Consider the following 21391-nt stretch of genomic DNA (forward strand, 5'->3'; position numbering starts at 1 on the left):
GCCGAGCACAACCATCGTCGGCCGCCGCGTGTCGTGCATAGCGTCCGACTGTGGGCACAATTGGCTTGGCTGTTGGACAGGGCGCAATGGATGGGGAGGCAGGAGCGACGGTGGCGGAACGTAGCACGGCTGCCGTCGACGTGGCCGACAACAGCGGTGACGAACCGCTGACCGCCAAGGCGGACAAGGCCACGGCCGACGGGTCGGCGGAAGCCCAGGAGACGGCGGAGCAGTCCGCACAGGACGCGCGCGGCGAGCGGCCGAGCACCGGTGCGGCCGGTGCGGCGCCCGAGCTGCACAGCGGCCACAAACTCGCCAGACGCTACCGCCTGGAGGAGTGCGTCACCCGTCTGGACGGTTTCAGCAGCTGGCGTGCGGTCGACGAGAAGCTGCGCCGCGCCGTCGGTGTGCATCTGCTGCCGGCCGACCACCCGCGGGCCCGCTCCGTGCTCGCGGCGGCCCGGTCTGCCGCTCTCCTGGGCGACCCGCGCTTCGTACAGGTTCTGGACGCGGTCGAGGAGAACGACCTCGTCTATGTCGTCCACGAGTGGCTGCCCGACGCGGTCGAGCTCACCGCGCTCCTCGCCGCCGGGCCCATGGCCGCCCACGACGCCTATCAGCTGGTCAGCCAGGTCTCCCAGGCCATGGCGGCAGCCCACCGCGAGGGACTGGCGCATCTACGGCTGACGCCGGGGGCGGTGCTGCGCACCTCCACCGGCCAGTACCGGATCCGCGGCCTCGCCGTGAACGCGGCGCTGCGTGGTATCCGCGCCGACCGGCCACAGCGTACGGACACCGAGGCCATCGGGGCGCTGCTCTACGCGGCGCTCACCCAGCGCTGGCCGTACGAGACGGACTCGTACGGGCTCTCCGGTCTACCCAAGGGCGTCGGGCTGATCGCCCCCGACCAGGTGCGCGCCGGGGTCCACCGCGGCCTCTCGGAGCTGGCGATGCGGGCCCTGGTGAACGACGGCGCCACCGCCTCCCGGCAGGACCCGCCGTGCACCACACCGGACGAGCTGGCGGCGGCCGTCGCCGAGATGCCGCGGATCAAGCCGCCGGAGCCCACGTTCACCGCGCCCCCCGAGTACCAGCGCACCACCTACCAGCAGGGCACCTACGGACGGACGCAGCAGGGGCACGGCGCACCCACGATGCACCCGGTCGTGGCCCCGCCGCCACCGCTCCAGAGCCGTACCGGCAAGGTACTCAAGTGGACCGTCGCCGGGCTCCTCATCGCCGCGCTGGGCCTCGGGAGCTGGCAGGTCGCAGACCGGCTGCTCGGCCCGGACAACGAGACGGACACGAGCCCCACGCAGACGACCACCGGTGAGGACGACAAGGCGGTCAAGCCCGTCAAGCCGCTCACGATCGACAGTGCGGCCGAGTTCACGCCCGGCGGTTCGGGGATAAGCCCCGGACTCGCCCCGAACACCATCGACGGCAAGACCGACACCGCCTGGATCACCGCGCAGTACCAGAACTTCGCCAACTTCGGCAATCGCCCGGACCGCAAGGACGGCAGCGGAATCGTCGTCGACCTGGGCAGCGTACGGAGCGTGTCCGCCTTCGACATCGACATGTACCGCAGCGGTCAGAAGGCCGAGGTCCTCGCCGCCGGCAAGAACGCGTCGAACCCCACCTCCCTGGCGGACTTCTCCCAGCGGCTGTCGAAGCTGGAGACGGTCGGCGGAACGCTCAAGAGCACTCTCGACAAGCCCGTGCGAACCCGATACGTATTGATCCACATCACCGAACTGCCGACGGACGGACGCAACGATCGCTTCCGGGGCGGGATTTCGGAGATCCGGATCAGCGGCTGACCGCACTGGGGGAGGGGGCTCACGTTGGACGATGTCGTGCTCGGCGATACGAACGACCAGGATCTTCTGAGCGCTCATGTGGCGGGTCACCCGCATGCCTTCGGCGAACTGGTGCGGCGCCACCGCGACCGTCTCTGGGCGGTGGCCCTGCGGACCCTCGGCGACCGCGAGGAAGCCGCTGACGCGGTGCAGGACGCCCTCGTCTCCGCCTTCCGTGCGGCGCACACCTTCCGCGGTCAGTCCGCCGTGACGACCTGGCTCCATCGCATCACCGTCAACGCCTGCCTCGACCGGGCGCGTAAGGCCGCCTCCCGCAAGACCTCCCCCATGGACGACACGGAGCGGCTGGAGCAGCTCCTCGAGCCCCATGAGTCGGCAGAGGCCCCCGCAGAGCGCCGGGATCTGCACCGGGAGCTGCTGGCCGCGCTGGCGAAGCTGCCCGCCGACCAGCGCGCCGCGCTCGTCCTCGTCGACATGCAGGGGTTCCCGGTGGCGGAGGCCGCCGCGGTGCTCGGAGTGCCCGTCGGGACGGTGAAGAGCCGCTGTGCCCGCGGCCGGGCCAGACTTCTCCCGATGCTCACGCATCTGCGTGCGGACATCGGGGATATCAGCGGTCCGGTCAGGGCAAGGAACCGGACGCCGGGGACATCCGTCCCACCGGCAGCGGAGCCAAAGGATTCAGGATCGAGCGATCCTGCCGGCGTGAAGGGCGGAGGTGGGCGCGCGTGACATCGACGACCGACACGGCTCAGCACCCTGATGTCTCGGAGATCTCCGATCTGACGGAGGGACTGCTCTCCCCTTCGCGGGCCGGCGATGTACGGACCCATCTCGACGGCTGTGTGCTCTGCGCCGACGTCCATGACTCCCTGGAAGAGATCAGAGGGCTGCTCGGCACCCTTCCGGGGCCACCGCGGATGCCCGCCGACATCGCCGGCCGTATCGATGCCGCGCTGGCTGCCGAGGCACTGCTGAACGCGACGGCTCCCGTCGAGCCCGACGAGCCGACACACGTTTCACGTGAAACATCGCCTCCTGCCGAGACCGTCGCGCCCGTGGCAGCGGAGGGGGTGCGGGCGGACAGGCCCGCCGGGCGGCCTCGTGCCGCGACCGGACCCGGCCGCGGCACGAGGGCACGCCGACGCCGCACCGCCATCCTCGGCGCGGTCTTCGGAACGGCCGCCGTGGGGGTCGGTGTGCTGTTCTTCCAGTCCCGGCCGGAATCCCTGCAGGTTTCCTCGGACAGCCAGGCCAGGTCGGCCGCCAGCGGCGTGGGACAGGACGGCGGAGTGGAGTTCTCGGAAGACCGTCTCCAGAACCGGGTGGACGCCCTGATGAGCACCGGCGCGGCCGAGCGTGCCGTGCCCAAGGACTCGCCTGCGTCCGTGCCGTTCCGGGACACGAGCGGGGGGCAGCTCGCTTCGCCTTCTCCCAGGCTCCAGGGCCTGCCCGAGATTCCGTCCTGTATTCAGCAGGGCACCGGGCGTTCCGACTCCGCTCTAGCCGCCGAGCAGGGCAGCTACGAGGGGAGCCCTGCCTATCTCGTCGTACTGCCGCACTCCGGGAACGACAACCGGGTCCAGGCGTATGTGATCGACGCGTCCTGCGTGGAGAACACATCCATGGCCAAGGGAAAAGTCCTGCTGACACGCGCCTACCTCCTCCGCTGACGACACCCTCCGCGTGGAGCCGAAGGTCCTCGGGAATGCAAGACCCGTAGGATCCGTTGGATGGGGTGAAAGTCGTTGATCGGCCCCAGTAGGCAGTCTGCAGAGACGAGGAAGAAACCCGTGAGCGACGTCCGTAATGTGATCATCATCGGTTCCGGGCCCGCCGGCTACACGGCCGCGCTGTACACCGCGCGCGCGTCGCTGAAGCCGCTGGTCTTCGAGGGCGCCGTCACCGCCGGTGGCGCTCTGATGAACACCACCGATGTGGAGAACTTCCCGGGCTTCCGCGACGGCATCATGGGCCCGGACCTGATGGACAACATGCGGGCCCAGGCAGAGCGCTTCGGCGCCGAACTGGTCCCGGACGATGTCATCTCGGTCGACCTCACCGGTGACATCAAGACGGTCACCGACACGGCCGGCACGGTGCACCGGGCGAAGACCGTGATCGTCACGACCGGCTCGCAGCACCGCAAGCTCGGTCTGCCGAACGAGGACGCCCTCTCCGGGCGGGGCGTCTCCTGGTGTGCCACCTGCGACGGCTTCTTCTTCAAGGACCAGGACATCGCCGTGATCGGCGGTGGCGACACCGCGATGGAGGAAGCCACCTTCCTTTCGCGCTTCGCCAAGTCCGTCACCATCGTCCACCGCCGGGACACCCTGCGCGCCTCCAAGACCATGCAGGACCGTGCCTTCGCCGACCCGAAGATCAAGTTTGCCTGGGACAGCGATGTCGCGGAGATCCACGGCGACCAGAAGCTCTCCGGTCTGACGCTGCGCAACACCAAGACGGGCGAGACCTCCGCGCTCGCCGTGACCGGCCTGTTCATCGCGGTGGGCCACGACCCGCGGACCGAGCTGTTCAAGGGCCAGCTCGACCTGGACCACGAGGGCTACCTCACCGTTGACGCCCCGTCGACCCGGACCAACCTCTCCGGAGTCTTCGGCGCCGGCGATGTCGTCGACCACACCTACCGTCAGGCGATCACCGCGGCGGGCACCGGTTGCTCCGCCGCCCTGGACGCCGAGCACTTCCTCGCCGCACTGAACGACAGCGATAACGCCGCCGAGGCGGAGAAGACCGCCACCGTCTGATCCGCAGTACCCACCCCCACCCCACGAATTGAAGGAGGCCGCCGTGGCCGGCGCCCTGAAGCATGTAACCGACGCCTCATTCGATGATGACGTCCTCAAGAGCGACAAGCCCGTCCTGGTGGACTTCTGGGCCGCTTGGTGCGGACCGTGCCGTCAGATCGCGCCTTCGCTGGAGGCCATCGCGGCCGAGCACGGCGACAAGATCGAGATCGTCAAGCTCAACATTGACGAGAACCCGGCCACCGCGGCCAAGTACGGCGTCATGTCCATCCCGACGCTGAACGTGTACCAGAACGGCGAGGTCGCCAAGACCATCGTCGGTGCCAAGCCCAAGGCCGCGCTCGTACGCGACCTTGAGGACTTCATCGGTGAGGGCGCCGTCAAGGGCTGACCCCCTTCGATGTTTCACGTGAAACGGGTCTGTTCCCCCTGGGGGAGCAGACCCGTTTCTCTGTTCAGAGCGGACGCAGCGCGGGTTCCTTCTTCACCGCGCCCAGCAGCCGGTCCAGCGCGAGCTCCATGTCTTCCTTCCACGAGAGCGTGGTCCGCAGCTCCAACCGCATTCGTGGATACCGCGGATGCGGCCGTACGGTCTTGAAGCCCACCGCCAGCAGATGGTCGGCAGGCAGGACACAGGCCGGCTCGCGCCATCGCGCGTCCCCGAACGCCTCAATGGCCTTGAAGTCCCGGCGCAGCAGATCCTTGGCCACGGTCTGCACCATCACCCGGCCAAGCCCCTGCCCCCGGTAGCCGGGCATGATCCAGGCCGTCATCAGCTGGACGGCGTCCGGCGACACCGGGCTTGTGGGGAACGCCGTGGAGCGCGGCACATATGCCGGCGGCGCGTAGAGAACGAAGCCGACCGGCCGGTCATCGACATAGACGACCCGTCCGCACGACCCCCACTCCAGGAGCGCGGTCGAGACCCACGCTTCCTTCTGTGCTTCAGCTCCGCCCGCTCTTACCGCGGCTTCACCCCTGACCGGATCAAGCTCCCAGAAGACACATGAGCGGCAGCGATCGGGAAGGTCCGGAAGGTTGTCCAGCGTGAGCGGTACGAGCCGACGCCCCATGGAGGTTGTTCCTCACTTCCCTCGCCCGCGCCATACCCGAGCGATCGTATCCACCCGAAGCTGCCGGGCATACAGAGAGACAGCAAAGGGCGGGCCCTGTTCCAGTCAGTGAGGAACATGGCCCGCCCCGGGAGTCGGTGAGAGAGCGTCAGCTCTCGTCGTCCTCCACCGCTTCCTCGGTGAGCCCCTGGTTCAGGACCCGTCCCTCGCCGGGAGCAAGCGTGTTGAGGATGCGGTCCAGATCGTCCATCGAGGCGAACTCAACGACGATCTTTCCCTTCTTCTGCCCCAGATCCACCTTCACCCGGGTCTCGAAGCGGTCCGAGAGACGCGACGCCAGATCGCCCAGCGCCGGCGAGACCCGGGCCCCCGCCCGGGGCCCCTTCGACTTCGGTGCGGCCTCGGGGTGTGTACCCATCAGGGTCACAATCTCCTCGACAGCCCGCACCGAGAGACCCTCGGCCACGATGCGGTGCGCCAGCCGGTCCTGCTCCTCGGAACCCTCCACCGAGAGCAGCGCCCGCGCGTGGCCGGCGGACAGCACGCCGGCGGCCACCCTGCGCCGCACCGGGGCGGAGAGACGCAGCAGTCGCAGAGTGTTGGAGACCTGCGGGCGCGAGCGCCCGATCCGGTCGGCCAGCTGGTCGTGCGTGCACTTAAAGTCCTGGAGCAACTGATCGTAGGCGTATGCCTCTTCCAACGGATTCAGCTGGGCCCGGTGCAGGTTCTCCAGGAGTGCGTCGAGCAACAGCTTCTCGTCGTCCGTGGCGCGGACGATCGCCGAAATCTGCTCCAGTCCGGCTTCCTTGCACGCCCTCCAGCGCCGCTCGCCCATGATCAGCTCATAGCGCTCCGGCGCCACCTGCCGGACAACCACCGGCTGGAGGAGTCCTACTTCCTTGATCGAGGTGACCAGTTCGGCGAGTGCGTCCTCGTCGAACACCTCGCGGGGCTGTCGCGGGTTTGGCGTGATCGAATCGATCGGCACCTCGGCGAAGTACGCGACATCCGCCCCCACCGGTCCGGGCTCGGCCTCGCGCTCCGGCTCTTCCGGCACCGACTCCGGGGAGATGGCCACCTGCGGCAGTGAGGTCCCCTTGAGGGTCGTCACCTTCCGATCGGCGACCAGTACCGGCGCCGCCCCGGGAGAAGGTGAGGCCACCCCGGTGGAGGGCACCTGCTTCTCCTGCGGAGCGGCGGGAATCAGCGCTTGGAGCCCACGCCCCAAGCCTCTACGTCGCTCACTCACTGGATCCCCTCCGACATACTCTGCTGACTGTTCTGGCTGCCCACATGCGCCTGCTGGGCGTCGTAGTGCACCCCGATCCCCCGCAGCGCGATCTCACGGGCGGCTTCGAGATATGAGAGGGATCCACTGGATCCCGGGTCATACGTCAGCACCGTCTGTCCGTAGCTCGGTGCCTCGGAGATACGTACGGACCGAGGGATGCTCGTCCTCAGTACTTCCTTGCCGAAGTGGCTCCGCACCTCGTCCGCCACCTGCGAGGCGAGCCGGGTCCTGCCGTCGTACATGGTGAGCAGGATCGTCGACACATGCAGCGACGGGTTGAGGTGACCGCGGACCAGTTCAACGTTCCGCAGCAGCTGCCCGAGCCCCTCCAGCGCGTAGTACTCGCACTGGATGGGGATCAGCACTTCCGCTCCGGCGACCATCGCGTTGACGGTCAGCAGGCCGAGCGAGGGCGGGCAGTCGATGAGGATGTAGTCCAACGGCTGCTCGTACGCCTCGATCGCCCGCTGAAGCCGGCTCTCCCGTGCCACCAGCGACACCAGCTCGATCTCCGCACCGGCGAGATCGATGGTGGCGGGAGCACAGAAGAGACCTTCGACGTCCGGTACAGGCTGGACCACCTCGGAGAGCGGCTTGCTCTCCACCAGGACGTCATAGATCGAGGGGACTTCGGCATGATGGTCGATCCCGAGCGCCGTGGAGGCATTGCCCTGCGGATCCAGATCGATCACCAGAACGCGCGCGCCGTGGAGCGCGAGCGATGCGGCGAGGTTGACCGTGGTGGTGGTCTTTCCTACGCCGCCCTTCTGGTTGGCAACGACGATGACACGCGTCTGCTCCGGGCGGGGCATCCCCTCACCGGCGCGGCCCAGTGCCTCGACGGCCAGTTGGGCAGCGCGACCCGTGGGGGTGTCGTCCATCGGGGGCGGTGTTTCACGTGAAACATCCCCCGCCGACTCGGTACGGGGACCGGGGACCGGATCGGTCATCGGTCCCGCGATGTTGGCGTCGGACCGCAAGGATTCACTCTCCTCGACTTCAGACTCGCAATGGACAGAGCCTGCCATGCTTTCGGGGTCGTGAACCAGCGAGGCCCTTGGTTCTGTGGATGAATCCACCGTTGTGGACAACCTCGTGCCCCTTACGAGGGGCTTTCGGCCGCGCGGTGTGGCAGCCGCGCGGCCACGGCCGATGATGCCCTGGAGCAGTGAGCGACGTTTCACGTGAAACACGATGCACGGGCCGCAGGGCCAGGCCGTCACGACACTCCGCAATGCATAGGTATGGCTGCTTGTATGGAGCATCACTGATAGGCAGTACGGACTGTACGGCTCAGCGGCGACGCCGCGCACGCCCGACCTGGGCGGCCTTGGCCCGCTTCGTCGCGAACCGTACGCCGCCCGGGCTCTCCCCGACCTTCACCCGCACCACGGTGGCCAGCGGGTCTACGATGCCCTCGCCGACCTGAAGCACCGAGGTCTCCACCACACCGAGCTTGCTCAGCGCCGCACGGGCCCCCTTGATCTCCTCCTCCGCCGTGTCGCCCTTCAGCGCCAGCATCTCCCCGTAGGGGCGCAGCAGCGGCACTCCCCAGCCCGCCAGGCGGTCCAGGGGGGCCACGGCGCGCGCCGTCACCACATGCACCGGCTGAAGGGTCCCGAGGACCTCCTCCGCCCGGCCGCGCACGACTGTCACATGGTCCAGCCCCAGTAGCTCGACAACCTCCTGGAGGAAGTTCGTCCGACGGAGCAGCGGCTCCAGCAGGGTGATCTTCAGATCCGGCCGGACCAGCGCCAGCGGAATCCCCGGAAGCCCGGCCCCCGAACCCACATCGCAGACCGTCACCCCCTCGGGAACGACCTCCGAGAGCACCGCGCAGTTCAGCAGATGCCGCTCCCACAGCCGCGGCACCTCGCGTGGACCGATCAGACCGCGCTTGACCCCCGCGTCCGCCAGCAGCTCCGCGTAGCGGACAGCCTCCGGAAAGAACTCACCGAAAACAGTGCGTGCCTCGTCCGGCGCGGGGGAAAGCTCTGCTGCCTCCGTCACGGGAACCGTCCTTCCATACCGAACCACCGATGGTGGCTGACTATCAGGCTGACAAAGATCGGCCCCGCCTGCGCAACAGACGGGGCCGAGAAATGATGGACCGCTCAGGCGGGGAGTACCACAACGAAGCGCTGCGGCTCCTCGCCCTCCGACTCACTGCGCAGACCGGCGGCGGCTACCGCGTCGTGGACGACCTTCCGCTCGAAGGGCGTCATGGGATCGAGCTTGACCGGCTCGCCGGTGCTCTTCACCTCGTCCGCCGCCTTGGCACCCAGCTCGGCCAGCTCGGTGCGCTTCTTGGCGCGGAAGCCGGCGATGTCCAGCATGAGCCGGCTGCGATCACCGGTCTCACGGTGTACAGCGAGACGCGTCAGCTCCTGAAGAGCCTCCAGCACCTCGCCGTCGCGCCCCACCAGCTTCTGCAGATCCCGGCCGGAGTCGCTGATGATCGAGACCGCGGCGCGGTCGGCCTCGACGTCCATGTCGATATCGCCGTCGAGATCAGCGATATCGAGCAGACCCTCGAGGTAGTCGGCCGCGATCTCCCCTTCCTGCTCCAGGCGGGTCAGGGTGTCGCCGGGCTCGGCCTCGGCGGGGGCGGAGATGGTGCCTTCCGTCACGGATGGACTCCTTCTTACTTCTTGGACGGGTGCTTGGGCCGCTGCTGACCCTTACGCTGCCCCGACTTGGCTTTTTGGCGCGTGGCACCGGCAGCGGGCCGGGCCGGCGGCTTGGACGTGGGGTCCTGCGGCTCGTCCTTCTTCTGCAACGAGGTCTTCGCCGGCTCATCGGTGGCCTCGGAGTCCGTGGAGCCCTCGGCGTCCGTAGTCTCTTCGGGCTTGTCGGTACCCAGCTGTGCGGCGGCCTGGCGCTGCGCCTTGGTCAGCCTCTTGGGCTGCTGCCGCTTCTGGCCGCCACCGGCCTCGGCGTCGGTGGCCGCGGTCTCGCTCTTGATCACCGTGCCGTCCGCCTGTGCGGCGAGACCGACCTTGGCCAGGCCCATGACGAACTTGCGTTCGTTGTCGTTGCGGTCCGGACCCTTGGCCACGATCGCCTGCACGATGCCGCGCTTACGACGGGACCGCACCTCGCTGTGGGACGTGATGCTCTTCAGCAGCCGCTGGAGGTACTGGTCCTGCGCCTTGCTGCCCGGCGTCGGGTTCTGGTTGATCACGTACATCTGCTGGCCCATGGTCCACACGTTGGTGGTCAGCCAGTAGACGAGGACACCGACGGGGAAGTTGACACCCGTGACGGCGAAGATCACCGGGAAGATGTACATCAGCATCTTCTGCTGCTGCATGTACGGCGTCTTGACCGTCAGGTCGACGTTCTTCGTCATCAGCTGACGCTGCGTGTAGAACTGCGACGCCGACATCATCACGATCATGATCGCGGTGACGACCCGCACATCGGCGAGCGAAGCGTTGAGGGACTCCACCTTGGCGCTGCTGTCCGTGAACTTGGCGGCCAGCGGAGCGCCGAAGATGTGCGCCTGCCGGGCGCTGTCGAGCAGCCCCTGGTTGATGACACCGATGGTCTTGCCGCTCGCGATGCTGGAGAGCACGTGGTACAGGGCGAAGAAGAACGGTGACTGCGCCAGGATGGGAAGACACGAGGAGAGCGGGTTGGTGCCCGTCTCCTTGTACAGCTTCATCATCTCTTCGGACTGACGCTGCTTGTCGTTCTTGTAGCGCTCCTGGATCGCCTTCATCTTCGGCTGGAGCACCTGCATGTTCCGGGTCGACTTGATCTGCTTCACGAAGAGCGGGATCAGGCAGATCCGGATCAGCACCACCAGGGACACGATGGACAGTCCCCAGGCCCAGCCCGTGTCGGGGCCGAAGATCATCCCGTACAGCGAGTGGAACTGGACGATGACCCAGGAAACAGGTGTGGTGATAAAACTGAACAGACTGGCAATCGTGTCCACTAATCAGGCTCCTTGAGCTTTGGACGAGGTCTCTGCGGCCGGACTGGGGGTGTCGGGGGCCGATCCCCCGGAAGGCACGCCGGCGGCGGAGTGCCCGCCCTTGCCGCCACGCAGGACATCGCGCAGCAGTTCGTGCCAGCGTGGGCGCTTGCGCGGCGGGACATGGTCCACGCCGCCCGGCGACCACGGGTTGCACCGCAGGATGCGCCACGCGGTGAGCACCGTGCCCTTCACCGCGCCGTGCCGGTCGATGGCGGTGTATCCGTAGTGCGAACACGACGGGTAGTACCGGCAGACAGGCCCGAGAAGCGGGCTGATCGTCCACTGGTACAGCTTGATCAGAGCCAGCAGCGGGTACTTCATCGCGCGCCCCCTCCCAGCAGCCGCCGAAGAGCGGCGTCCAGGTCTCGGGCCAGCTGTGCATGGTCGGCGTCGCCCGCTCCGGGCAGCGCCCGTACGACAACCAGGCTACCGGGGGGCAGCTCGGAGAGTCGTTCGCGCACCAGATGGCGAAGCCTCCGCTTCACCAGGTTGCGGACAACGGATCCACCCACGGCTTTGCTTACGACGAAACCCGCACGCGGCGGGGAAGCGCTCTCCCCAGGCGCGTGCGGGTCCGTTGAACCGCTGCGTAGATGGACGACGAGAAGCGGGCGACCGGCCCGGCGTCCTCGGCGTACCGCGGTCGCGAAATCCTCGCGCCGCCTCAGCCGATTCTCGGTAGGCAGCACGTCATGACCTGTTGGCTATCAGGTGGTCAGGCCGACAGACGGGCGCGGCCCTTGCTGCGGCGGGTCGCCAGGATCGCGCGGCCGGCACGGGTCCGCATGCGCAGCCGGAACCCGTGGGTCTTGGCACGACGACGGTTGTTCGGCTGGAAGGTGCGCTTGCTCACTCGGGGGCTCCAGAAAATGATGTGTGGATGGCGGGACATCGCCTGGCTGTCACCGTGCGCCCACGAGAAGCTCGCGATTACGCCCTAGTGCACCGCTTCACAACCACAGATCGTGATCTTTGCCCATCGGAGGCAGGCGGCAGCAGCCATCGACAACTCGACCTGGTCACGGTACGCGCGGCTACGCCATCCGGTCAAACCAGCTCCGTGCCGGGCTCCATTGTGCACAGGCTGTGGACAACAACTTGAACCACGCGGGTCGGCCTGACTACCTTGGCTGAACTCCGGATTCTTTTCCGGCCGGTCTTCCCACCCCGTCCCGAGAACCACACATTCGTGGGACCTGCGAGAGAGCGTGCCCCTGTGGCTGATGTACCTGCCGATCTTGCCGCAGTGTGGCCACGAGTGCTGGAACAGCTCCTCAGAGAGGGCCAGCAGGGCGTAGAGCCCAAGGACAAGCAGTGGATCGAGCGCTGCCAGCCCCTCGCCCTCGTCGCCGACACCGCGCTGCTCGCCGTGCCCAACGAGTGGGGCAAGCGCGTGCTCGAGGGCAGGCTCGCGCCGCTCATCAGCGAGACGCTGAGCCATGAGTGCGGCCGTCCCATCCGGATCGCCATCACCGTCGACGACTCGGCCGGCGAGCCGGTCCCGCCCGCGCCGGCCGTGCCCCAGCAGCACCGCTACCAGGGCCCGTCCCTCGACGACCAGCGCCAGGGCGACGGATACGACGGGTACGGGCACCGCCCGCAGGACGACGGCATGCCCTCGGTGCGGCCCGCGTACCCGGAGTACCAGCAGCAGCGCCAGGACCCCGGCGCCTGGCCGCGGACCCAGGAGGACCTGTCCTGGCAGCAGCCGCGGCTCGGCGGCTACCAGGACCGCGATCCGTACGCCACCCCGCACTCGCAGCAGCCGCAGCACGACTACCGGCAGCCGCAGGGCCAGGAGCGGTCCCCGTACGACCAGCACATGGGCCGGCACGACCCGCACGACCCCCAGGAGCCGCCGGCGCCCCGGCACGGCGGCGGGCAGAGCGTGGGCCGCGCGCGGGGCGGCGCCACCGGCCCGCTGGGCGCCCAGCCCTCGCCGGCCCCCGGTCCCGGTGAGCCGCAGGCCCGGCTCAACCCCAAATACCTCTTCGACACCTTTGTCATCGGCGCGTCCAACCGGTTCGCGCACGCGGCCGCGGTCGCCGTGGCGGAGGCGCCGGCGAAGGCGTACAACCCGCTCTTCATCTACGGCGAGTCCGGGCTCGGCAAGACGCATCTGCTGCACGCCATCGGGCACTACGCGCGGAGCCTGTACCCCGGCACCCGGGTGCGGTACGTGAGCTCCGAGGAGTTCACCAACGAGTTCATCAACTCGATCAGGGACGGCAAGGGCGACACCTTCCGCAAGCGGTACCGCGATGTCGACATCCTCCTGGTCGACGACATCCAGTTCCTGGCGAGCAAGGAGTCGACGCAGGAGGAGTTCTTCCACACGTTCAACACGCTCCACAACGCGAACAAGCAGATCGTGCTCTCCTCCGACCGGCCGCCCAGGCAGCTGATCACCCTGGAGGACCGGCTGCGCAACCGCTTCGAGTGGGGGCTGACCACGGACGTCCAGCCGCCCGAGCTGGAGACCCGTATCGCGATCCTGCGCAAGAAGGCCGTGCAGGAGCAGCTGAACGCGCCGCCCGAGGTGCTGGAGTTCATCGCCTCCCGGATCTCGCGCAACATCCGTGAGCTGGAGGGCGCGCTGATCCGGGTGACGGCGTTCGCGTCGCTCAACCGGCAGCCCGTGGATCTCGGGCTCACCGAGATCGTGCTGAAGGATCTGCTCCCCGGCGGCGAGGACGCGGCCCCCGAGATCACCGCGGGCGCCATCATGGCGGCCACCGCCGCCTACTTCGGACTGACCGTGGAGGACCTCTGCGGCTCCTCACGGAGCCGGGTGCTGGTGACCGCGCGCCAGATCGCGATGTATCTCTGCCGCGAGCTGACCGATCTCTCGCTGCCGAAGATCGGCGCGCAGTTCGGCGGCCGTGACCATACGACGGTGATGCACGCGGACCGGAAGATCCGCGCGCTGATGGCCGAGCGGCGCTCGATCTACAACCAGGTCACGGAGCTGACCAACCGCATCAAGAACGGCTGACGACCGGCGTCGCGAAGGGCGCCCGGGGAGACCGTACGGAAACGGTCCCCGGGCGCCCTTCGCCGTGCCACGGGGCCCTCGGCGGAGCTGTCGCGGGGCTTCCCAGCGGCTTCCCAGCGGCTCCCGGGCGGCTCCGGCAGGGCTCCCGAACGGCTCCGGCAGCGCTCCGGCGGCTCCGCGCGGTCCTCGGCGCCCGTCTCCGCTGTTCGAATACGGCTCCCCGGGAACGACTTCTCCACAGATCGGGGGAGAATCTTCCGTCCACAGCCTGGGGACCCGTAAGTTGTCCAGATCCTGTCCACAGGCCCGGCGGACAGAACTGCGTCGAGGCAGGTCAGTGGCCTGTGGAATTGTGGCCGAAGATTTTCCACAGGCTGTGGACAGAGATTTCCTCCACAGGGCGCCGCCGCGACTGTCCACCGGCGGCCCACAGGCCGGGCCCGGTTGCCCACACCTTCTCCACAGCGCTGTCCACTGTTCGGCAACAAAACGCCCGGGATCGCTGAGTCGAGTGAAAGGCGTCACACCGAGGTGGGTGGTTGGGCTGTGGGGAAGCCGGGTAAAACTGGGGACGCAGCTGGGGAGAAGTAGGGGTCGCCTGTGCATGGAGTGTGCACAACTTTCGGCTGTCCACAGAAGAGGCCGGTTATCCACGGGTGCCGCCCACAGGACCGGTGGACAAAAAACCCGGCCTGACCTGCGCAGACGACGTTATCCACGGTTTCCACAGGCCCTACTACTACTACCCCCTTGAGTTAGCGAGAGATTCGTTTAGAAGCGGGTCCTGTGCACAACTCCGCCTCCGGGCCCGGGCCGCCACGCGCACCGACTTGACCCGCAGCCGCACCGACTGTCGGTGCCGTACGTCAGACTGGTCCCCGGCATCACAGCCGACGACGTAAGGCCAGCAGGGCGAGCCAGCAACAGCAGGAGGCGGTTCCGGTGAAGATCCGGGTGGAGCGCGATGTACTCGCTGAGGCGGTGGCCTGGGTGGCCCGCAGCCTCCCGGCCCGGCCGCCGGCGCCCGTACTCGCGGGCCTTCTGCTGAAGGCCGAGGACGGCGCGCTCAGCTTCTCCAGCTTCGACTACGAGGTCTCGGCACGAGTCTCGGTGGACGCCGAGGTGGAGGAGGACGGCACCGTCCTCGTCTCCGGCCGGCTCCTCGCCGACATCTGCCGCGCCCTCCCCAACAGGCCGGTCGAGATCTCCACAGACGGTGTACGGGCGACCGTGGTCTGCGGCTCCTCCCGCTTCACGCTGCACACACTGCCTGTGGACGAGTACCCGGCGCTGCCGCAGATGCCGACCGCGACCGGCACCGTGCCCGGTGAGGTCTTCGCCTCGGCCGCCGCCCAGGTCGCCATCGCCGCCGGCCGCGACGACACGCTGCCGGTGCTGACCGGCGTACGGATCGAGATCGAGGGCGACACGGTCACCCTGGCCTCGACCGACCGCTACCGCTTCGCGGTCCGCGAGTTCCTGTGGAAGCCCGAGGCCGCGGACATCTCCGCCGTCGCGCTGGTGCCCGCCAAGACGCTGCTGGACACCGCCAAGGCGCTCACCAGCGGTGACACGGTCACGCTCGCGCTCTCCGGGTCCGGTGCGGGCGAGGGTCTGATCGGCTTCGAGGGCGCGGGCCGGCGTACGACCACCCGACTGCTCGAAGGCGACCTGCCGAAGTACCGCACGCTCTTCCCCACCGAGTTCAACTCGGTCGCGGTGATCGAGACCGCTCCGTTCGTCGAGGCCGTCAAGCGTGTGGCCCTGGTCGCCGAGCGGAACACCCCCGTACGGCTCAGCTTCGAGCAGGGCGTGCTGATCCTGGAGGCGGGCTCCAGCGACGACGCACAGGCTGTGGAGCGGGTCGACGCGCACCTGGAGGGCGACGACATCTCGATCGCCTTCAACCCGACCTTCCTGCTGGACGGTCTGAGCGCGATCGATTCACCGGTGGCCCAGCTGTCCTTCACGACCTCCACGAAGCCGGCGCTGCTGAGCGGCCGGGCGGATGTCAAGGCGGAGGCCGACGAGGCGTACAAGTACCTGATCATGCCGGTACGCCTGAGCGGCTGACCCCACAGGTGAGTACCCAGGTCCGGGCGTAGTCTCGGACTTGGGTACGAATCGCCTCAACGCTTAAGGAACACCTGATGGAGCTCGGTCTCGTCGGTCTCGGCAAGATGGGCGGCAATATGCGTGAGCGCATCCGCCGCGCCGGCCACACTGTCATCGGATACGACCGCAATCCGGACCTCGCCGATGTCCACAGCCTTCAGGAGCTGGTGGGCAGGCTCAAGGGCCCGCGGGTGATCTGGGTGATGGTTCCCGCCGGCGCCGCGACCCAGGCGACGGTCGACGAGCTGGCCGAGCTGCTCTCCCCCGGCGATGTCGTGGTGGACGGCGGGAACTCCCGCTGGACGGACGACGAGAAGCACGCCGTCGAGCTGGGCATCAAGGGCATCGGCTTCGTCGACTGCGGTGTCTCCGGTGGCGTCTGGGGCCTGGAGAACGGGTACGCGCTGATGTACGGCGGCGACCCGGAGAACGTCGCGAAGGTACAGCCGATCTTCGACGCGCTGAAGCCCGAGGGCGACTTCGGCACCGTCCACGCGGGCAAGGTCGGCGCGGGGCACTTCGCCAAGATGGTTCACAACGGCATCGAGTACGCCATGATGCAGGCGTACGCCGAGGGCTGGGAGCTGCTGGAGAAGGTCGACTCCGTCACGGACGTCCGTGAGGTCTTCCGCTCCTGGCAGGAGGGCACGGTCATCCGGTCCTGGCTGCTGGACCTGGCGGTCAACGCGCTGGACCGGGACGAGCACCTGGACCAGCTGCGCGGCTTCGCGGAGGACTCCGGCGAGGGCCGGTGGACGGTCGAGGCGGCCATCGACAACGCGGTGCCGCTGCCCGCGATCACCGCGTCGCTGTTCGCCCGGTTCGCGTCGCGCCAGGAGGACTCGCCCCAGATGAAGATGGTCGCGGCGCTGCGCAACCAGTTCGGCGGCCATGCCGTCGAATCGAGCGACGCGAAGCACTGAGCCGGCACTGAGCGGCTCAGGCATTGAGCAGCTGAGTACCGAGCACTGGCACCGAACCGGAAGAGGCCCGCGCACCCTATGCATGTCACGCATCTGTCGCTGGCGGACTTCCGGTCCTACGCCCGGGTCGAGGTTCCCCTCGATCCGGGCGTCACCGCGTTCGTGGGGGCTAACGGGCAGGGCAAGACCAATCTGGTCGAGGCGGTCGGCTATCTGGCGACCCTCGGCAGCCACCGCGTCTCGTCCGACGCGCCGCTGGTGCGGATGGGCGCGGAGCGCGCCGTGATACGGGCGGCCGTGACGCAGGGCGAGCGGTCGCAGCTGGTCGAGCTTGAGCTCAACCCCGGCCGCGCGAACCGGGCCAGGATCAACCGGTCCTCGCAGGTCAAGCCCCGCGATGTGCTGGGCATCGTACGGACCGTGCTGTTCGCGCCGGAGGATCTGGCGCTGGTGAAGGGCGACCCGGGCGAGCGCCGGCGGTTCCTGGACGAGCTGATCACCGCGCGCTCGCCCCGGATGGCGGCGGTGCGCTCGGACTACGACCGGGTGCTCAGGCAGCGCAACACGCTGCTCAAGTCCGCGGCGATGGCGCGCCGGCACGGCGGTCGTGGCATGGACCTGTCCACGCTGGATGTGTGGGACCAGCATCTGGCGCGGGTGGGGGCCGAGCTGCTGGCGCAGCGGGCGGATCTGATCACGGTGCTGCAGCCGCTGACGGACAAGGCGTACGAGCAGCTCGCGCCCGGCGGCGGTCCTGTGTCGCTGGAGTACCGTTCCTCCGCCGGTGAGCCGGACGGCCCCGACGCGGCTGGGACGGATGGTGCGGCGGGGATCGCCGCCGGGGCCTCGCGGGACGAGCTGTACGGGCATCTGATGGCCGCGCTGGCCGGGGTGCGCAAGCAGGAGATCGAGCGGGGCGTGACGCTCGTCGGGCCGCACCGGGACGACCTGGTGCTCCGGCTCGGCAGGCTCCCCGCGAAGGGGTACGCCAGCCACGGCGAGTCGTGGTCGTACGCGCTGGCGCTGCGGCTCGCCTCGTACGATCTGCTGCGCGCCGAGGGGAACGAGCCGGTGCTGGTCCTGGACGACGTGTTCGCCGAGCTGGACGCGCGGCGCCGGGAGCGGCTGGCCGAGCTGGTGGTGCCGGGTGAGCAGGTGCTGGTGACGGCGGCCGTGGCCGACGATGTGCCGGGGGTGCTGGCCGGGGCGCGGTACGCGGTGGCCGAGGGCGCGGTGGAGCGGGTATGAGCGGCCAGGCGATGATCCCCGAATCCGGCGCTACGGCGGGGACTCCTGCGACTCCTGCGACTTCTAGGACTTCTGGGGCTCCGGGGACCGCGGGGGCCTCCGGTCCGTCCGCCGTTCCGGAGTCGTCGGGGGTGGATCTGGCGCGGGTCGCGCTGCGCGCGGCCAAGGAGCAGGCGCGGGCGCGCGGCGCCGCCGTACAGCAGAAGAAGCAGGCCAGACGGGGTGGCGGGCTGCGGTCCGGGTCCGGCGCCGACGGCCGCGACCCGCTGCCGCTCGGCGCGGCGATCAACCGGCTGATCACGGAGCGTGGCTGGGAGACGCCCGCGGCGGTGGGCGGGGTGATGGGCCGGTGGCCGCAGATCGTCGGCGAGGACGTCGCGAAGCACTGTGTGCCGCAGCGGTACGACGACAGCGGTGACCAGCGGGTACTGACGGTGCAGTGCGACTCCACGGCCTGGGCCACGCAGCTGCGGCTGCTGGCGCCACGGCTGGTGGCCCGGCTGAACGAGGACCTGGGGCACGGCACCGTACGGATGATCAAGGTCCTGGGGCCCGGCGGGCCCCCGTCGCGCTCCGGCCGGCTGCGGGCGCCCGGGAGCCAGGGGCCCGGGGACACGTACGGCTGAGGCGCCCGCGCCAGCCTCGCCGGCCGCCCGGCCGCCCGGCCGCGTCGGTCGCGTCAGCCGCGTCGGTCTCGCCGCCCCGGCCCCCCCCGTCACCGTCCGGTTTCGGGCCGGGCGGTCCGTTCCCGTACCGCTTCCCGTACCTCTCCCGGCACCGTCGTGGCCCCGGCGGGAGGCCCGGAAGACTGAGGTGTCCCTCACCGTAGCGGGAGGTTGACAGGCCGAAGCGCTCAATGCCGGTGTGAGCCTCTTGGAGCCCCTTCCCGAATATGGGGAGTCGTGAGCCGCTCATTCAGGGCGGCACATGCGGACTCAGGTACCGGCAAACCCCCATTCGGGTCGGCGCTACCGGTAGACTGATGGAGAATCCCGCGTGCTTGCGGGAGCAGTCAACAGATGCTGACACAAGCCGAACGACGCAGCCGCTTCCCGCTTGCTCGGAGAACGGCCTGTGCTGTGCCAGAAAGGGCGCTTCGTGGCCGATTCCGGCAACCCCCATGAGAAGTCTCCGTCGACCGGCCTCGGTGAGCACGGCGAGGTGACCGCCTCGTACGACGCCAGTGCCATCACCGTGCTCGAAGGTCTGGACGCGGTCCGCAAGCGGCCCGGTATGTACATCGGCTCGACGGGCGAGCGCGGTCTGCATCACCTGGTGCAGGAAGTCGTCGACAACTCCGTCGACGAGGCGATGGCCGGTCACGCGGACACCATCGACGTCACGATCCTCGCCGACGGCGGGGTGCGCGTGATCGACAATGGCCGCGGTATCCCGGTCGGCATCGTTCCGTCCGAGGGCAAGCCGGCCGTCGAGGTCGTGATGACGGTGCTGCACGCGGGCGGCAAGTTCGGCGGCGGCGGTTATGCCGTCTCCGGCGGGCTGCACGGCGTCGGCGTCTCCGTCGTCAACGCCCTGTCGACCAAAGTCGCGGTCGAGGTCAAGACGGACGGCCACCGCTGGACGCAGGATTACAAGCTCGGTGTGCCGACCGCGCCGCTCAAGCGCAACGAGGAGACGTCCGACTCCGGCACGACGGTCACGTTCTGGGCCGACCCGGACGTCTTCGAGACGACGGACTACTCCTTCGAGACGCTGTCCCGGCGCTTCCAGGAGATGGCCTTCCTCAACAAGGGCCTCACCCTGACGCTGACGGACGAGCGCGAGTCGGCCAAGGCCGTCGTGGGCGCGGACGTCGCGGGCGCGGACGCCGTCGCGGGCGCGGGCGAGGAGCCCCCGGCGCGTACGGTCACGTACTTCTACGAGGGCGGCATCGTCGACTTCGTGAAGTACCTGAACTCGCGCAAGGGTGAGCTGATCCACCCGACGGTCATCGACATCGAGGCCGAGGACAAGGAGCGGATGCTCTCGGTCGAGATCGCGATGCAGTGGAACTCGCAGTACAGCGAGGGGGTGTACTCCTTCGCCAACACGATCCACACGCACGAGGGCGGTACGCACGAGGAGGGCTTCCGCGCGGCGATGACCGGCCTGGTCAACCGCTACGCGCGCGAGAAGAAGTTCCTGCGGGAGAAGGACGACAACCTCGCCGGTGAGGACATCCGCGAGGGTCTGACGGCGATCATCTCGGTGAAGCTCGGCGAGCCGCAGTTCGAGGGCCAGACGAAGACCAAGCTCGGCAACACCGAGGCGAAGACGTTCGTGCAGAAGATCGTGCACGAGCATCTGACGGACTGGTTCGACCGCAATCCGAACGAGGCCGCGGACATCATCCGCAAGTCGATCCAGGCCGCCACGGCCCGGGTCGCGGCCCGCAAGGCGCGCGATCTGACCCGCCGCAAGGGGCTGCTGGAGAGCGCGTCGCTGCCCGGCAAGCTCAGCGACTGCCAGTCGAACGACCCCTCGAAGTGCGAGATCTTCATCGTCGAGGGTGACTCCGCCGGTGGTTCGGCGAAGTCCGGCCGTAACCCGATGTACCAGGCCATCCTGCCGATCCGCGGCAAGATCCTGAACGTCGAGAAGGCGCGGATCGACAAGATCCTCCAGAACACCGAGGTCCAGGCGCTGATCAGCGCCTTCGGTACCGGGGTGCACGAGGACTTCGACATCGAGAAGCTCCGCTATCACAAGATCATCCTGATGGCGGACGCCGATGTCGACGGCCAGCACATCAACACGCTGCTGCTGACGTTCCTGTTCCGGTTCATGCGCCCGCTGGTCGAGGCCGGGCACGTCTATCTGTCGCGTCCTCCGCTGTACAAGATCAAGTGGGGCCGGGACGACTTCGAGTACGCGTACTCCGACCGGGAGCGCGACGCCCTGGTCGAGCTGGGCAAGCAGAACGGCAAGCGGATCCGCGAGGACTCGATCCAGCGCTTCAAGGGTCTGGGCGAGATGAACGCCGAGGAGCTGCGGGTCACCACGATGGACGTCGACCACCGCGTGCTCGGCCAGGTCACCCTGGACGACGCGGCCCAGGCCGACGATCTGTTCTCGGTGCTGATGGGCGAGGACGTCGAGGCGCGGCGGTCCTTCATCCAGCGCAATGCCAAGGACGTCCGCTTCCTCGACATCTGAGTCGGTCTCAGCTGACG

At 68.6% G+C, this 21391-nt stretch carries 20 protein-coding genes; 11 read left to right on the plus strand and 9 right to left on the minus strand.

Features of this window, described 5'->3' with window-relative positions:
- Positions 1 to 110: 110 nt before the first annotated feature.
- From AB0389_RS09315 to trxA, 5 genes are all read left to right on the plus strand, one after another.
- Positions 111 to 1823, plus strand: coding sequence for a protein kinase family protein (locus AB0389_RS09315; RefSeq protein WP_366394697.1), 1713 nt, complete (start codon positions 111 to 113; stop codon positions 1821 to 1823).
- 24 nt (positions 1824 to 1847) lie between these two features.
- Positions 1848 to 2552, plus strand: a complete 705-nt coding sequence (gene sigM / locus AB0389_RS09320) for an RNA polymerase sigma factor SigM (protein WP_366394698.1) — start codon at positions 1848 to 1850, stop codon at positions 2550 to 2552.
- The gene (locus tag AB0389_RS09325; RefSeq protein WP_366394699.1) at positions 2549 to 3493 is read left to right on the plus strand and encodes a hypothetical protein; all 945 of its coding nucleotides are present in this window, start codon (positions 2549 to 2551) and stop codon (positions 3491 to 3493) included. The genes sigM and AB0389_RS09325 overlap by 4 nt, the downstream gene beginning before the upstream one ends.
- Positions 3494 to 3613: 120 nt before the next feature.
- Positions 3614 to 4588, plus strand: coding sequence for a thioredoxin-disulfide reductase (gene trxB, locus AB0389_RS09330; protein ID WP_366394700.1), 975 nt, complete (start codon positions 3614 to 3616; stop codon positions 4586 to 4588).
- Positions 4589 to 4631: 43 nt separating this feature from the next.
- On the plus strand, positions 4632 to 4979 hold the full coding sequence (gene trxA / locus AB0389_RS09335; protein WP_366394701.1) for a thioredoxin: 348 nt from the start codon (positions 4632 to 4634) through the stop codon (positions 4977 to 4979).
- A gap of 64 nt (positions 4980 to 5043) precedes the next feature.
- On the opposite strand, the gene AB0389_RS09340 is transcribed toward trxA, so the two are convergent.
- The 9 genes from AB0389_RS09340 to rpmH all read right to left on the minus strand — a co-directional run bounded on the left by AB0389_RS09340 (position 5044) and on the right by rpmH (position 11790).
- Positions 5044 to 5661, minus strand: a complete 618-nt coding sequence (locus tag AB0389_RS09340; protein ID WP_366394702.1) for a GNAT family N-acetyltransferase — start codon at positions 5659 to 5661, stop codon at positions 5044 to 5046.
- 148 nt (positions 5662 to 5809) lie between these two features.
- Entirely contained in the window at positions 5810 to 6910 is a 1101-nt protein-coding gene (locus AB0389_RS09345) for a ParB/RepB/Spo0J family partition protein (protein WP_366394703.1), read from the minus strand.
- On the minus strand, positions 6907 to 7980 hold the full coding sequence (locus tag AB0389_RS09350; RefSeq protein ID WP_366394704.1) for a ParA family protein: 1074 nt from the start codon (positions 7978 to 7980) through the stop codon (positions 6907 to 6909). The genes AB0389_RS09345 and AB0389_RS09350 overlap by 4 nt, the downstream gene beginning before the upstream one ends.
- A gap of 265 nt (positions 7981 to 8245) precedes the next feature.
- Positions 8246 to 8962, minus strand: coding sequence for a 16S rRNA (guanine(527)-N(7))-methyltransferase RsmG (gene rsmG / locus AB0389_RS09355; RefSeq protein WP_366394705.1), 717 nt, complete (start codon positions 8960 to 8962; stop codon positions 8246 to 8248).
- Between the two features lie 104 nt (positions 8963 to 9066).
- Positions 9067 to 9582, minus strand: a complete 516-nt coding sequence (locus AB0389_RS09360) for a R3H domain-containing nucleic acid-binding protein (RefSeq protein ID WP_366394706.1) — start codon at positions 9580 to 9582, stop codon at positions 9067 to 9069.
- 14 nt (positions 9583 to 9596) lie between these two features.
- Positions 9597 to 10895 carry a membrane protein insertase YidC gene (yidC, locus tag AB0389_RS09365; RefSeq protein ID WP_366394707.1) on the minus strand — a complete coding sequence of 433 codons (1299 nt, stop codon included), beginning with the start codon at positions 10893 to 10895 and terminating at the stop codon, positions 9597 to 9599.
- A 3-nt stretch (positions 10896 to 10898) separates the two neighbouring features.
- Complete coding sequence (gene yidD, locus AB0389_RS09370) at positions 10899 to 11258, minus strand: membrane protein insertion efficiency factor YidD (RefSeq protein ID WP_366394708.1); 360 nt, start codon at positions 11256 to 11258, stop codon at positions 10899 to 10901.
- Positions 11255 to 11626 (minus strand): ribonuclease P protein component, encoded by a 372-nt coding sequence (gene rnpA, locus AB0389_RS09375; RefSeq protein WP_366394709.1) that lies wholly within the window; start codon positions 11624 to 11626, stop codon positions 11255 to 11257. The genes yidD and rnpA overlap by 4 nt, the downstream gene beginning before the upstream one ends.
- Before the next feature lie 26 nt (positions 11627 to 11652).
- A complete protein-coding gene (rpmH, locus tag AB0389_RS09380; protein WP_003975051.1) occupies positions 11653 to 11790 on the minus strand; it encodes a 50S ribosomal protein L34 in 138 nt (45 codons plus the stop codon).
- Between the two features lie 363 nt (positions 11791 to 12153).
- On the opposite strand from rpmH, the gene dnaA reads away from it, so the two are divergent.
- The 6 genes from dnaA (at position 12154) to gyrB (ending at position 21374) form a co-directional block, all read left to right on the plus strand.
- The gene (dnaA, locus tag AB0389_RS09385) at positions 12154 to 13932 is read left to right on the plus strand and encodes a chromosomal replication initiator protein DnaA (RefSeq protein WP_366394710.1); all 1779 of its coding nucleotides are present in this window, start codon (positions 12154 to 12156) and stop codon (positions 13930 to 13932) included.
- A 942-nt stretch (positions 13933 to 14874) separates the two neighbouring features.
- Positions 14875 to 16005 (plus strand): DNA polymerase III subunit beta, encoded by a 1131-nt coding sequence (gene dnaN, locus AB0389_RS09390; protein ID WP_114660225.1) that lies wholly within the window; start codon positions 14875 to 14877, stop codon positions 16003 to 16005.
- A 77-nt stretch (positions 16006 to 16082) separates the two neighbouring features.
- Positions 16083 to 16970: a phosphogluconate dehydrogenase (NAD(+)-dependent, decarboxylating) gene (gene gnd, locus AB0389_RS09395; RefSeq protein ID WP_366394711.1), complete on the plus strand. Its 888-nt coding sequence runs from the start codon at positions 16083 to 16085 to the stop codon at positions 16968 to 16970.
- 78 nt (positions 16971 to 17048) lie between these two features.
- Positions 17049 to 18218, plus strand: coding sequence for a DNA replication/repair protein RecF (gene recF / locus AB0389_RS09400; RefSeq protein ID WP_366394712.1), 1170 nt, complete (start codon positions 17049 to 17051; stop codon positions 18216 to 18218).
- Positions 18215 to 18844 carry a DciA family protein gene (locus AB0389_RS09405; protein ID WP_366394713.1) on the plus strand — a complete coding sequence of 210 codons (630 nt, stop codon included), beginning with the start codon at positions 18215 to 18217 and terminating at the stop codon, positions 18842 to 18844. The genes recF and AB0389_RS09405 overlap by 4 nt, the downstream gene beginning before the upstream one ends.
- 448 nt (positions 18845 to 19292) lie before the next feature.
- Positions 19293 to 21374, plus strand: a complete 2082-nt coding sequence (gyrB, locus tag AB0389_RS09410) for a DNA topoisomerase (ATP-hydrolyzing) subunit B (protein ID WP_366394714.1) — start codon at positions 19293 to 19295, stop codon at positions 21372 to 21374.
- Positions 21375 to 21391: the final 17 nt, after the last annotated feature.

The sequence above is a fragment of the Streptomyces sp. NPDC093109 genome, assembly GCF_040701725.1.
Taxonomy (GTDB): domain Bacteria; phylum Actinomycetota; class Actinomycetes; order Streptomycetales; family Streptomycetaceae; genus Streptomyces.